At 62.2% G+C, this 12914-nt stretch carries 14 protein-coding genes; 6 read left to right on the top strand and 8 right to left on the bottom strand.

From position 1 onward, the window contains the following. The first annotated feature begins 45 nt into the window (after nt 1–45). Nucleotides 46–615: a TetR/AcrR family transcriptional regulator gene (locus C8J25_RS19615; protein ID WP_107956030.1), complete on the top strand. Its 570-nt coding sequence runs from the start codon at nt 46–48 to the stop codon at nt 613–615. A gap of 546 nt (nt 616–1161) precedes the next feature. Here the strand turns inward: C8J25_RS19615 and C8J25_RS19610 are convergent. The 3 genes from C8J25_RS19610 to C8J25_RS19600 form a co-directional block, all read right to left on the bottom strand. Beyond that, nucleotides 1162–2589 (bottom strand): hypothetical protein, encoded by a 1428-nt coding sequence (locus tag C8J25_RS19610; protein WP_107956029.1) that lies wholly within the window; start codon nt 2587–2589, stop codon nt 1162–1164. Continuing rightward, the gene (locus C8J25_RS19605) at nt 2586–3197 is read right to left on the bottom strand and encodes a hypothetical protein (RefSeq protein ID WP_107956028.1); all 612 of its coding nucleotides are present in this window, start codon (nt 3195–3197) and stop codon (nt 2586–2588) included. The genes C8J25_RS19610 and C8J25_RS19605 overlap by 4 nt, the downstream gene beginning before the upstream one ends. An 80-nt stretch (nt 3198–3277) precedes the next feature. Beyond that, a complete protein-coding gene (locus C8J25_RS19600) occupies nt 3278–4279 on the bottom strand; it encodes a M48 family metalloprotease (protein ID WP_107956027.1) in 1002 nt (333 codons plus the stop codon). 261 nt (nt 4280–4540) lie between these two features. Here C8J25_RS19600 and C8J25_RS19595 point away from each other — a divergent pair, with 261 nt between their 5' ends. Next, on the top strand, nt 4541–4861 hold the full coding sequence (locus C8J25_RS19595; protein ID WP_107956026.1) for a DMT family transporter: 321 nt from the start codon (nt 4541–4543) through the stop codon (nt 4859–4861). Between the two features lie 177 nt (nt 4862–5038). Here C8J25_RS19595 and C8J25_RS19590 read toward each other — a convergent pair whose 3' ends face one another. Next, on the bottom strand, nt 5039–5449 hold the full coding sequence (locus C8J25_RS19590; protein ID WP_244187241.1) for a hypothetical protein: 411 nt from the start codon (nt 5447–5449) through the stop codon (nt 5039–5041). A gap of 549 nt (nt 5450–5998) precedes the next feature. Here C8J25_RS19590 and C8J25_RS19585 point away from each other — a divergent pair. Next, nucleotides 5999–6508, top strand: coding sequence for a hypothetical protein (locus tag C8J25_RS19585; RefSeq protein ID WP_146173430.1), 510 nt, complete (start codon nt 5999–6001; stop codon nt 6506–6508). A 235-nt stretch (nt 6509–6743) separates the two neighbouring features. On the opposite strand, the gene C8J25_RS19580 is transcribed toward C8J25_RS19585, so the two are convergent. The 3 genes from C8J25_RS19580 to C8J25_RS19570 all read right to left on the bottom strand — a co-directional run bounded on the left by C8J25_RS19580 (nt 6744) and on the right by C8J25_RS19570 (nt 8199). Next, on the bottom strand, nt 6744–7487 hold the full coding sequence (locus C8J25_RS19580) for a TorF family putative porin (protein WP_107956023.1): 744 nt from the start codon (nt 7485–7487) through the stop codon (nt 6744–6746). Then, nucleotides 7484–7933, bottom strand: a complete 450-nt coding sequence (locus C8J25_RS19575; RefSeq protein WP_107956022.1) for a hypothetical protein — start codon at nt 7931–7933, stop codon at nt 7484–7486. Before C8J25_RS19575 ends, C8J25_RS19580 begins: the two co-directional genes overlap by 4 nt. A gap of 92 nt (nt 7934–8025) precedes the next feature. Next, entirely contained in the window at nt 8026–8199 is a 174-nt protein-coding gene (locus C8J25_RS19570; protein ID WP_107956021.1) for a DUF465 domain-containing protein, read from the bottom strand. Nucleotides 8200–8604: 405 nt separating this feature from the next. On the opposite strand from C8J25_RS19570, the gene C8J25_RS20525 reads away from it, so the two are divergent. Then, the gene (locus tag C8J25_RS20525; RefSeq protein WP_146173429.1) at nt 8605–8889 is read left to right on the top strand and encodes a hypothetical protein; all 285 of its coding nucleotides are present in this window, start codon (nt 8605–8607) and stop codon (nt 8887–8889) included. 417 nt (nt 8890–9306) lie between these two features. On the opposite strand, the gene C8J25_RS19560 is transcribed toward C8J25_RS20525, so the two are convergent. After that, nucleotides 9307–10425 carry an NADH:flavin oxidoreductase gene (locus tag C8J25_RS19560; RefSeq protein WP_107956019.1) on the bottom strand — a complete coding sequence of 373 codons (1119 nt, stop codon included), beginning with the start codon at nt 10423–10425 and terminating at the stop codon, nt 9307–9309. 101 nt (nt 10426–10526) lie between these two features. On the opposite strand from C8J25_RS19560, the gene C8J25_RS19555 reads away from it, so the two are divergent. Both C8J25_RS19555 and C8J25_RS19550 read left to right on the top strand, forming a co-directional pair. After that, a complete protein-coding gene (locus C8J25_RS19555; protein WP_107956018.1) occupies nt 10527–10895 on the top strand; it encodes a winged helix-turn-helix transcriptional regulator in 369 nt (122 codons plus the stop codon). A gap of 472 nt (nt 10896–11367) precedes the next feature. Beyond that, on the top strand, nt 11368–12914 hold a 1547-nt coding region (locus tag C8J25_RS19550; protein WP_167397783.1), incomplete at its 3' end, for a recombinase family protein.

Here is a 12914-nt window from a genome sequence, read left to right as displayed (position 1 = left end):
AGAACAATATGTACAAATGTACATGTGCTTTGCAAAGGGGGTGCCGTGAGCGGCGGGACGAAGCGGAAAGATTCTGAACGTCGACAGCGGATCGTTGAAGCGACGCTGGATGTCGTCGCCGAATACGGCGTGACGGGCACCACGCATCGCCGCATCGCGGCGGCTGCAGCCGTGCCGCTCGGGTCCGTGACCTATTATTTCGCGACACTGGACGACCTTATCGCAGCGGCATTTCTTCAACTGGCCGAGCAATCGTCGGAGGAATTTGCGAAGCGGATGGCAATGGCAGGCGATCGGGATAGCGCCAAGGCGGCGATCGTTGCCATCATCGCGGGATCGATATGGGCGACACCGCGCACCTTGCTGCTCAGCTACGAACTCTATGCCTTTGCCGCACGCCATCCACCCGTCGCCGCGGTGATGCAGCGATGGATGAGCAATAGTCGCGTGGCGCTCGAGCGCTTCTTTGATCCGTTGACGGCAAGGGCGCTGGACGCGCTGGTCGAGGGCATCGGCATCCACAATTCAATCGACACCGAGCCGCTTGAGGAAGATGCCATTCGGACGATCGTGGATCGAATTACCGGCATAAATAACAGCTTTAGACAAAGCTAACAGTTTGGACAAAGCGACCCACTTTCCGCCATTCACCGGTCGCTTTTCTATTCCCAACTCCGGCCGTTTGTTCATGTAGGCACATCTGCGCTGACGGCACCGCGTGGAATGGCGAGAAGTGGGACTTTGCTGCCAGACAGCTTTTGGGATGGGACCGGTCGAAAGCCGACGGTTCCCGGTGTCACTGCCGTTCGGTTCTCACTTCACCAGTTAGAGCGGTTTCCGATCAGTTTGGATTACTGGCACGGAGGCGATCTCGGCGCGGTACGAGGCGGGAGGAGGGCGCGATGCTGAGGCATCGTTACCGACGAGCAACGCTGCACCGTGTTGAAAGCGGCCGCCGCAAAGCGGGCGCCCGAAGGGCGATGACGGTGCTGCAACATGGTCGGAGAACCGCTTAAAGCATGATGACATCACGATGATCCGTTCGCGCCTATGCTGTCGAAGCGCTGCCCTTCTCTTCGCCGCAGCAGCATAGGAAAACGGTACTTCGACAGGCTCAGCACGAACCGAGCTAGGCGCGGGTCAATTCAACGCCATCTTGCTCTACGGCTGGCGCTCGTACCGTCCCTTGGCGCCCTCGATAACCAGCGCGGTGCCCGCGATGCGCAGGCGCAACGTGTCGAACGGCCGCGCCATCAGTTGCTGCCGATCGAAGCCGATCCGGACGATCCCGTGTTGCACCGGTGCGAAGGTGATCGTCATGTCACCCGCGATCGGCTCCTCGGTGTGAACGGTAACGCTGACGGCCTTCGTCGTTGCGCCGCGCGGGGCGAACGCGAAGCCGCTCCTGCCGGTGACCAGCTTCTCCTTAGTGCCATTCGCAAAGTGCAGCGTGACGGGGAGGTTGCGCGCCGGCTGGTCCGACGCGGGATCGAAAATCCTGATCGCCACGCCGGGGGAGGGTCGCGCGGTACCGCTTTCGGTCGCGTTGGCTGGCGGCATGGTGCACGCCGCGGGCAGCGTCGGATCGGCTAGCGTGGGTTCCGGCAAGCCCGCCGCACGTGCGGCCTCGATCGCCAGCGCCCGCGCATCCTGCCAGTCGGACAATGCCTGTCGCACCTGCGAGGCAGCTGGCTTTGCGCTGATCGGTGGCGCATCTGACATCAGTCGAGCAGCCAGGAGCTCCGCATTCGCCCTGGCAGCGTTCGCGGCGCGCAATGCCGTGGCGGCGCGCTGCCGAAGGATCGTCGCGGACGGCGCGGGGGCATTGTCGGCGGTCGTCAACGGCGTCGCGGAGACAAATGGTTCGGGGAAGATCGGGCAGCGGGTGCGGATCGTGGCCTCGATCTCGCTGCGCTGATGCCGCCGACGTTCGTCTTCGGTCTCCTCATCCCACGGCACGGTGGACAAATAGGAGAAGAGCGGCTTCTGCGCGCTTGGTGCGGACGCCACGAGCACGACCTCGTCGCGCTCAACGTGCCACATGCCCTGCGCCTCCTGGTCCAGCGCACCGTAACTCAACGCCCAGTCGAACTGGCCGTCTGGCCGCAGCAACAGCTCGGATCCGGTCTCCATCACACCCATGAGGTAATAATGGCCAACGAGCGCGGCAGGTGTAGCGTGGCCGCCGCCGCCGGCACGCGCGCCGGCAGGCGTGCCCTGCGTCGAGGTGGCGTCGGCAGGGGCGAGCGCATCCAGTGCGTCGCTCAGGTGACACGACTTGCCCGGTTGATAGTCGAGAAACTCGGCAACCGTCAGGACGTTGCGATCACCCTCCTCGCTATAGCTGCCCATCACGTCGGCAGACGCGCGCCGGCCATCCTTGCGATAGCGGGCGACCGCCTGAGCTCCCGACACATCGCGCAGCAGGTAGCGCGACGCCGCCAGATCGCACCGCGTGAGGATGACCTCGCCTCGCTCGATCGACAGCGTACCGATGAAGCTGTCCATGCCGGAGGGTTGCGCAACCGCCGGCAGCGGCGCGATCAGTGCCAGCGAGACGATGATCGCGCGGTGCCAATTCCGTCTCACAGCGATGTCCCATCCTTGTCCAGCATATCGAACCGATATGCGCAGCCATAGAGTGTCTTGCCGGGGTGCGTGGTGACGTTGGAGATCGTTCGGGCGACCACCATGTGGCTGCCATAGCCGTCCTTGCCCGCGGGTTCGGTGACGTCGGTCATGATCCGCTCGCCCAGGAACTTGCGAAACGGGAACTCGGCTTCCGCCTGGGCGCGGGTCACCTTACTCGAGGCCACCATCGCGTCGATCATCGGCTGGGCCGACATGCTGTTGTCGATCTTCTCGGCGCGCGCCACGATGGCGGGGTCCGCGACGTCGAGCACCGCGAGGATGGCGTCGCCGGTAAAGGCGATCCGGCGCGTGCTGTATGACCCAGCGACGGCAATCGGCTTCGGCAGGTCATATTCGGCCATGAACGAATTGGGCGAGGCGATCTTCTTCCATCCCCGCGTCCGCGCGAGCTGCTCCTCGCCATCGACCGCCATGGCGAAGCGCATGTAACCGGGAACGTCCAGGCGGCAGCTAATGGCATCGATCTCGGAGACATCAGCAGGGTCGGTCTCCGCGGCGGTCTGCTGGAGCACCGCGGCGAGCATCAGGGCGTAGAGAATGAACATCGGCGGACGTTAGGGTTGCAGCCAGAATTTGCCAGCGACATCGCTACAGCAGGGCCGGTCGGCTTCCTACGGCAGCGATACTATGCCGCGACCACCAGCTTGACGAGCGTCCCAGGCTTCAGTGGCTCGTCAGCCGGAAGGCCATTGATGACAATAAAGCGTTCACGCTTGCTGTCGGCTACTGCCATGCGCTGGCTCAACGTATCGATCGTGTCCCTTGCGCCAACAGTGACGATCCGGATGACCTTGCGACCCTCCTTGCCATCGGCATAAGGCAGGCCATCGAGCATGCGGAGGAACGCCGTATCCTGGGTGGTTGCAAGCTCCGGCTTGCCGGTGGCCTTCGCCAGTGCCTCTGCGCGCTGCACACGATCGGCGCCATTTGGATGCGTCGATGCCCATGTCGGCGCAGACCGTGCGGTGCCGCTGGCCTGCGCCGTCAGCCCGGTCGATTCATCGAGCGCCGCCAGGACGTCGGCCGAAGCATAGGGCGAATAGCCCGCAGCGGTGATGTAGCGGACGCCGAGGGCATCGGCCTGATATTCCTGATCGCGTCCGTATTTCAGCGTGTACAGCTGCGCGCCCGTGCCAGCGAGGCGGGTCGCAAGATCGCTTTTCGTAGCCAGGCTGACGCCACGGGCGAGCAGGCCACCGATCGTCGCACGCGTGTTGCGCGAGGCGGCGTGGCGGGCGGCGACATGGCCTACCTCATGGCCCATCACGGAGGCGAGTTCCGCCTCCGAGGTCATCAGTGCAAGCAGCTGACGAGTGACGTAGATGTACCCGCCCGGGATGGCGAAGGCGTTCTCGACCGGGGAGTCCAGCAGGGTGACGGTGAAGTCGCTGCCCGCATTCGACAGGCCGGACTGGACCGCGACACGCTCGCCAACGCGTTCGACGAATGTCGCCTGCGGCCCCTTATACGCACCGCCGAACTGAGCGAGCAGTTGCGGATGAGCCTGAGTGCCCTGCGCCTTGTCAGTGGCCGAGATCGAGCGGGCCGTGTTCTGGGCGGTGAGAGGGGCAACGGGTGCGAGCACGAATGCGCCGGCTAGCAGTACGGCAATGTGACGGCGGATCATGAAGCTCTCCCGGTGACGACGGTATAAAGCGACCGTTACTCCGTTGTTCCGGATAAGCATCGATCCCGCTCTGCGCCGAACACGCTCAGCCCCATTCCTGTCGATTAACGAAACTAGTGGTGGCGCCACTCTCTGTCGTGGCTGTTAGCTGCCGTTGAAATATCCTTACGCCACAATTATTTAGATATGCGGCGACAACGTTCCCACCCCAAGACGGGGGTAGAAGTCCGGGACGGCCCGGCAGCTCCGATGGAGATTGCTGTGGCGTGGATTGCACTCGTTTTTGCTGGTTTGTTCGAGATTGTCTGGGCTTCGGCCATGAAGCAATCTCATGGGTTCACACGGCTCTGGCCAAGCATCATTACTGGGGTGGGCATGTTGGTCAGCTTTGGCCTTCTTGCGTCAGTGATGCGGGTTCTTCCGCTGGGAACAGCTTATACAATTTGGACCGGCATCGGCGCGGTTGGCGCGTTCGTGGTCGGCATCATGGTCTTTGGCGAGGCTATGACCGCGATGCGCCTTCTAGCCGCCGGGCTCATTGTCAGCGGCCTCGTCTTAATGAAGTTGTCCACGACTGGGTGATCTTGAACGTCCGCAAGGAGCGCTAGCGCCTGGCCCGATGTTCCTAAAAAGGAACGGCAGTCGAGACGGCATCGGCGTTCTCGGAATCGATCGTTATCAAGAATGGTCGGGAGGGGTACGATCGGTTTGGACGATGCATAAGTCTTCCAGGCGACAGTATAAGGCTTACACGCGTTGTCAGCCGCCCACCGCGAGCGGTCGGCAGGCCGTCTTGGAAAGCGTATAACTAGCGAAAGGCTTTTCAACAGCTTTGCGGTCCCGCGTGACAATCTGCCAAGTGAGGCGGTCGCCTAACATGCGCCAGCGGTTCACGTAGGCCTTGTCCGGATATTGGTAAGTAATATCGAACCCGTCTGCCTTGCTTTCGCCGCGTCCCGCTACCGCGGACGCCCCGCCAAAACTGTCCGCCCAATATCCAACGATAGTACCAGCTCCGGTTTTGGACGGCTTGCCGGTTCCTCCAAAAACCAGGTGTGCCGCGTACTGGTCCTGCGGATCGGCGAGCGCGCTGCTTGCGGCTTCGACAGCCAGCATCGCATCCTGGACGATCGGATAGGCGTTCACCGCAATAGCGACGGCTTTGCCCATCACCGTACCCTGCCCCCCCCAACACCCCCCGAGTGCGTTGACCGAAGTGGGCATAGGCATGCCCCCCGCTTCTAGAGCGCTGCCAGTGGATGATGCCGCAAGCATAACCATTGCGATGCAAGACTTTCCAATCATTAGTCCCCCCGTCCCCCGTTCCTGTCTAGGTGTCTAGCCCAAGCATCTGGTGCATCGGGTTGGCGACGAACCCGTCTGACTCTGACGTCCAGATTTCGACGATGTATTTGTAGGGTTGGACCATAGAGCGTGTAGATCCCTATGCATTATCCGGACACAATTCCGCAAACGATCGACTCCGAGAACGCTTTCCCCAGCTCAATCGTCGTTTGTTTTCGGAAGCCAACGAGACCGATGCCGACCCGGAGCGGATCTTGCCGGCAGGTTATTGAAGGCGTTTCTCCTGCACGGTGCCAAGCTGCCACGAGTAATTCGCCACAGTTTCGGGGAAACTCCGGGGTGGTACCACGCGGTCTTCAGACCTAATCTGATCGCGTTCGAGCATGCGTGAGCGAGCGAGGGGAAAGCAAGAATATGCGTCATCGACTTGGCACAGTCGCCTTTGCCGGCATGATCGCCTTAGCGACCGGTGCGGCTGCACAGGGACTTGCAACCAGAGATCTGACGGGCGTCAGTCAGGCGGCTGCCACGGCGTTGGGCTCCGGCTTCGAGGCAAAAGAGGAACCGCAGCGGGCCACCTTGTTCTGCACGGATTGTGCGGGCGCACCGATCGTTGACGTTCTGATTGGTCGTCAGGCGGACGGAACGGAGGAACGGGTTCGGTCGGGCACGACAAGCATCGCCGATCTGCAACAGATCTGTCGCGCACGCAGCCCTCGATGCACCGTCACGGCACTGGAGGTGGCGCCGGCTGTGGGTTGGGTAAGCGGGTATCCGCTGGGCGACCGTGCGGGGGCCACGGCGATCATCATCCGCGATGGCGATCTGCTGACCGTTCGCTCGCTTGCACAGGATCCCGCATCGGCCAGACAGGCGATCGATCGCTTGTTGCCGCTGATCCGAACCCGGATCATCGGACCCTGATCAACTACCCGGCCAAAAAGTCCGTGATGCGATAAGGGGCGAGCGGTCACGTGCCGGGTGCTGCCAACGAGCATGAGAAGCTTTCCCAAAACTCGATCCCGGTCGAGACGATCAGGAGCGCGACTTCAGGCTATTTTCAACAGCCCCGGTCGTCTGTTAAACATATACAGACGGTGCTGCAGAGGCATTTTGTGTACACATCAGCGTTAATTGCACCCGCTGTCAGCGGTAAACGTCAGAACGAAACCTGGACCCGCCCTACGATTCTGTCTCCAGCGTTGCTCCGATCGGCGAACCTGCTGGCGGTGGCGGTGCAGGAGACGTCAGTCCCAATATAATCGACGCCGATCGTCAGACGGTCGCGGCGGTGTTCTAGGCCGAGCCGCCAGTTGGTGTAACTGCCGCCTGGACGAAGACGCTCTGCCCGGACGGGATCGCTGACGCTGCCGGAGGAATGGCCGAGTTCGGCGAGCATCGTGAACGGCGTACCGGGGATGCCGGCATTGGCGTTCGCATAGACATGCACGTTGCTGCCACCGATCGCGCGCTGCGACGGCGCGCCGATCACGCCGAGCGTGGCGTAGAGCGGACCATAGGCATAGCTTGCCGATACCCCGGCCTCGACATAGTCCATCCGTCCCCGCGCGCCCGCGAATGCATGGCCTGTGGCGTCGGTGCGTATCCGCACCGCACCGAGATCCCAGCTGGTTCCAACCGAAAGGTCGACGACCGCGTCGGCACCACCGTGTCGCACGCTGTTTCGAAGCGTCACCGTTCGCGCCGATGCATCAAGCCGGCCGCGCGAGACGCGCAGCTCGCCCGCCAGCGCGGCACGTCTCTCGGTCCAGCTCAGCCCGCGCCGTTCCTCCTGGCTCATCACCTCCAAGGTTACCGGCCGAGCATCCTGTGCAAACGCAGGCGTGATCAAGCCGCAACTTGCGGCACCGAGCACGCCCGCCAATCGAACGCGCCGGATCATCCAGCGCGCTGCGGAGCGTGGATCCGGTCCAGCTCGACGCGCAGCATCTGCTCGTCTTCCTGCGCCAGCATTACCAGATGCTGCTTCATGTCCGCCGCCTTTGCGGCGACTTCCTTCTTGATCGCGCTATGGCTCGCAACGCACCAGCCGGGCCGCGTGCCGGAAACCACGGGGTCGCTGTCGATGCTGCGCACCAACCTCGTACCCGACGCCGCGACCGCGTGCCGCGCGACCGACATGCTCGCTGCCCAGTCGCAGCGTAGCGACGGCGCTCTTCCGCCGGGTGCAACCGCGCCCACCTGCTTTTGCGTGATGACCACGTCGCCGCGATATTTGACGGCGACCGGACCGCTGCGGTGATCCACCTGGTTCTGATGATCGACGGTCATGCCGAGGGCGGCACCGGTGGCAGCAAGCACCAAACCGGTGGTTAGGAAATAGGCCATATTCGCTCTCCTTTTGCCATCCCGATCCATTCTGATCGGTGAAGCTGATCCTTGCGGACGATGATTGTACAACGACAGTGCAGCGTGTCGGTTCAGTCGAATCGCAGCTGCAAAGTGCGGGCGTACAGCCGATCCTTGACGTTGAGGCGCAGCCGTTTCAGCCGAAGCAGCCGCAAGGTATTGGGGATGCGTCGCTCTATCTCGGCGCGAATCTGCTCATCCAGCCGCGCGTGCAGCCGGGTCAGTTTGTAGGAAAAAATATGCAAAGCCGCTCTCCAACCAACGATTGAACGATCGGATCAGTCGCGATGGAAGCAGGCAAACAGGCCAGGCCTAAGCATCGAGATAACCCGATGCGGTCCGACATCACGTTCGTCCTGAGACGACCGCCAGAGGGGCCCGGCCCGCTCCCTCAAACTAGGGTTTCGCCGGTTAAGGTCAATAGGATTGCGAAGGGATTTGCACGAGTTGACATTAGGGCATGGGTCCCCGATGTTACTGACATGTACGCTCCAGCGACACATAAGCGTTTTCGCGACCACGCCGGCCAACTCGCCGCACGCGCTTAGCCCGAGCTCGCGGCCACGTCCGTTCGAGTTCGGGCTTTATTCGATCTGACCTTTGGGACGCGTTCTGCGCGCCCATGATCTCGAATATGTGGAAATCATGCAGTGGCAAACCAAGTACAGAAATCGGACGATTTGTGTCAGGATGACCGTCAGCATCAAGTTGCCAATCCAGCACCTCAGCCTTTCCTGCGGATGAGGCCACAAAGCTTCTTCTCGAATAAATTCGATCTAGAAATTGTGGAAGACTACTCAAAGGCTGATGCCAACGATCGAAAGAATCACAATAATAACTGGCTAAGCCGCCTTATGGAGCTCAACCTGTTACTTTTGATTGTTTTGGTTGGTGTTCCGGTGCTGGTATATTGTATCTTGTCTTCGGCAGGTTAAAACAGGAGAATGGGCTAGCCCGCGTCGCATCCAGGCCTATTGGTCCCTCCCCGCGCTGTATGTTCGGTCAGACGTGCTGCGCGAGAAGCTGATCGTCGCACGGCCGCTGGCGAAGCGGGCGCCAGTGCGTGACCTGACGATGATATGGCGTTCGTCATCGCCGCGGGAAGCGACCTATCGGCGCCTCGACGAAATCATACGGCGTTGCGTTATGCCGTGGGAACACCCGGACACGGGCGAACCGGCAAAGATCCCAGCCGGCTAGCAGTTCCTAAAATACCATCGATTCCGAGAATGCCCTCCCCGTCTTGATCGTCGTTCCGGTGCTAGAAACAGTGCCGGCCGTGTCGATCGCGCCCACCACGCATTTGCCGCGATCCTCAAAGGATCGCGGCTGCCATCGACGCTTGATACGTTTTAGACCAACTCACCAAGAGCCGCTGGCTCGAATCCCTTGAGCTTATCGGCATGGCCATCACAGACTTTCGCGGCCCATTGCGGATCGCTGATGAGGGCGCGCCCGACTGCGATCAGGTCGAACTCGTCGCGCTCCATGCGGCCGACGAGCCGGTCCATGCCCACGCTGGTCGAAGACTCCCCGCTGAACGCCGCCATGAAGTCGCCCGACAAACCGACCGAACCGACGCTGATCGTGGTAGCACCCGTCAGCTTCTTCGCCCAGCCAGCGAAGTTCAGCCCGTTCTCGCCGTCGATCTCAGGGAACTCTGGCTCCCAGAAGCGCCGCTGCGAGCAATGCAGCACATTGGCACCGGCTTCGACCAGCGGCAGCAACCAGTCGGTCATGAGATCCGGCGTCTCCGCCAGTCGCGCGGCATAGTCCTGCTGCTTCCACTGACTAACGCGCAGGATGAGCGGAAAGTCGGGACCGATCGCCGCCCGTACTGCCGTGACTACCTCGGCCGCAAAGCGTGAGCGCTGGCCGATGGAGATTCCGTTGTAGCGATCGGCGCGCTGATTGGTGCCTGACCAGAAGAACTGGTCGATCAAGTAGCCATGCGCACCGTGCAGCTCGATCGTATCAAAGCCGAGCCCCTTTGCGGTAGCGGCGGCCTTCGCGAACGCTGCCACCGTGTCCGCAACAGTCTCCTCGCTCATCGCGTCGCCGCGAGGGGTGTCCGGCCCGACAAGGCCGGACGGACTTTCTACGGGTGCCTCCGGCTCCCAGCCGCTCATGCCGATGGTCGATCCGGTATGCCAGATCTGCGGTCCCATCCGGCCGCCGGCATCGTGCACGGCATCGATAACGTGCTTCCATCCAGCCAGCGGCGCCTCGCCGTGGAAGAACGGGATGCCGGGCTCGTTGCGGGACGCTGGACGGTCGATCACTGTGCCTTCGGACAGGATCAGTCCGACGCCGCCTTCTGCGCGGCGCCGGTAGTAGGCCGCGTTGGCCGCGCCGGGGATGCCTTCCGGTGCGAACGTTCGTGTCATGGGAGCCATGACGATGCGGTTCGGTAGGTCCATCGTGCCCACGCGTAAGGGGCGGAACAGGGCGTCGGTAGCGGTGGCGGTCATAAGTCTCGGCTCCGTTGATCTAGAGCGTGAGTAGGTATACCGAAGAAACCTAGCGTCAATAAAGCACTTCATGTCTCCTAGGTATCTTCGAGGAAACCACCATGACCGATCCCCAGAGTTTCGCCGTGGACTGCCCGAGCCGACTGCTGTTTGACCAAATCGCCGATAAATGGTCGATGATGGTGCTGACCGTGCTCGACCGAGGACCTCTGCGCTTCAATGCCATCAAGCGATTGTTGGAAGGTGTATCCCAGAAGGCGCTGACACAGTGCTTGCGCCGCTTGGAACGTAACGGCCTGGTTTCCCGCCGCGTCCTCCCACTGTCGCCCGTCGCCGTCGAATACGAGATCACCGAACTCGGGCGTTCCCTGCAGGAGCCGTTCAAGGCGTTGTACGCCTGGACCCTGCGCCACTTCACTGCAGTGGAGAGCGCACGAGCCCACTTCGATCAGCGTGCCCTTACAGCGTAAACTGGGCGATCATTATCCAAATCCCCGTTAGCGCCAATTAGCGTCCTCTCTCAAAACACCATCCTTTTGAGAAAGGCCGCAGCATCAGGCAACGTCCGCTAACGCCATGTGCCTCTCAATAAGCAGACAGGCAGCTTTCCACCATAAAAGACAGCGGCAGGCCGGCCGATGCCAGCTTCGCGATACTGCCTGGCAACCATGTGGGAAGGTCGGAGTCGGCGTGACGCCGCGTGCCCCAGATGGCGTGGATGCCGTCACAGCCGCCCTCCCCGCTCCACGATCTCGCGCTGGACCTCGCGCGTCTGCTGGCGCGCGACCTGCCGCGGCAGCAGAGATCCCAGAAGAATCAGGTCGCCCCAAAATCGGGTAGGCGACCATCATGACGACCTTCGTTTCGAATGCAGGAAGCACGAATGGAGGAAAGATGAAGCGGTGTGCGATATACGCGCGGTATTCGACGGACAAACAGGACGTGCAGTCGATCGAAACGCAGCTGATGATGTGCCGGCGCGAGGTCATCCGCGCAGGCTGGCAGGAGGTACTGTGCTTCACAGACGCAGCGGAGTCGGCGGCTACGATGCACCGCCCCGGTATGAAGGCGTTGCTCGCGGCCGTTGCCGCAGTCCGCGTCGACATCGTCTACGCCGACGCAATGGACCGGCTGTCGCGCAGTCAGGCAGATATCGCGACATTGTTCGACCTTCTCAAGTTTCGCGGCATCCTGCTGGCGACGCGCAAGGAAGGCATAGTCACGCCGCTTCACATCGGCATGATCGGTACGATCAACGCCGAGCAGTTGAGCGCCACCAGCGACAAGACGCGCGATGCGCTGGTGCGTCGTCACGCGATGGGGAAGAACCCCGGTGGCTCTGCCTACGGCTACGAAAAACGCATCGAGCACGACGGCAATGGCGAACGCATCCGCGGCCTGCAGCAGATCGTGCCGAACGAGGCCGCGGTGGTGGTCCGGATCTTCGAGGACTATGCGGCCGGCCTGTCGCCCATCGCCATCACGCGGCGCCTCAATGCCGACAGTGTGCCCTCGCCGCGCAGCGGCAAAGCCAGCAGACATCCGCTCGGCAAGGCCGCGGCCTGGACGCCGAACACGCTGACCGGCAATGCCGCACGCGGCACCGGCATCCTCAACAACCCGCTGTATGTGGGGCGACGGCCGTACGGCAAACAGACGTATCGCAAGAACCCGGAAACGGGCAAACGCCATGCCTTCGTCAACACGGAGGACAAGCGATCCGATGACGTCGAGTCCCCGGCGCTCGGCATCGTACCCATCGAATTGTGGGACAGGGTCAAATCCCGCCAGGCTACGCTGTCGCGAGGGCCGAAACCGCGTACCGAGATGGCTGGCCTGCCCTTCTTCGCGCAGCAGCGCCCGCGGTATTTGCTGACCGGCAAGATGACCTGCGGCAGTTGTGGGGCGAGCTATGCGAAATCAGGCAAGACCCGGTTCGGCTGCCAGGGCGCGGCCAAAAAGGGCCCGACCTGGTGCGACAACCGGCTGACGATCCGCCAGGATGAACTCGATACGCGCGTGCTGACGGGCCTGTCGACCGAGATGCTGCGTGACGACGTCGTCGCAGCGTTCCTCCTGGAATACGAGGCAGAGACCCGGCGCCTGACAGCTGAAACGGTCAGCGCCCGCCCCGAGCGGGAAGCCGAACTGGCCAATCTCGATCACCAGCTCTCGCGGGCCAAGACGGCCATTCTCAAAGGCGTGGATGCGACGGTGTTTGTCGACGAAATGAAGATCTGGACCGAGCGACGCAAAGTCCTGCTCGCCGAACTGGAACTTGCCGAACAGGATACCACCCAGGCGGTTTCCCATGAGCCCGAGCTGCTTACCCCGGACCTGGGCCGCGTGTACCGTGAGAAGGTCGAACAGCTTACCGCGGCCTTCGAGGACGAAGCGCTCAAGGCGCAGGCGTTCGACCGGTTGCGCGCACTCATTGAGACTGTGGTGCTGACGCCGGAAGACGGCCATCTCGCGATCGACCTGCACGG

The sequence above is a fragment of the Sphingomonas faeni genome (assembly GCF_003053745.1).
In the GTDB taxonomy this organism is placed as follows: Bacteria; Pseudomonadota; Alphaproteobacteria; order Sphingomonadales; family Sphingomonadaceae; genus Sphingomonas; species Sphingomonas faeni.
The sequence above is the reverse complement of the archived record's forward strand: the minus strand, read 5'-3'. Positions and strand labels throughout refer to the sequence as shown.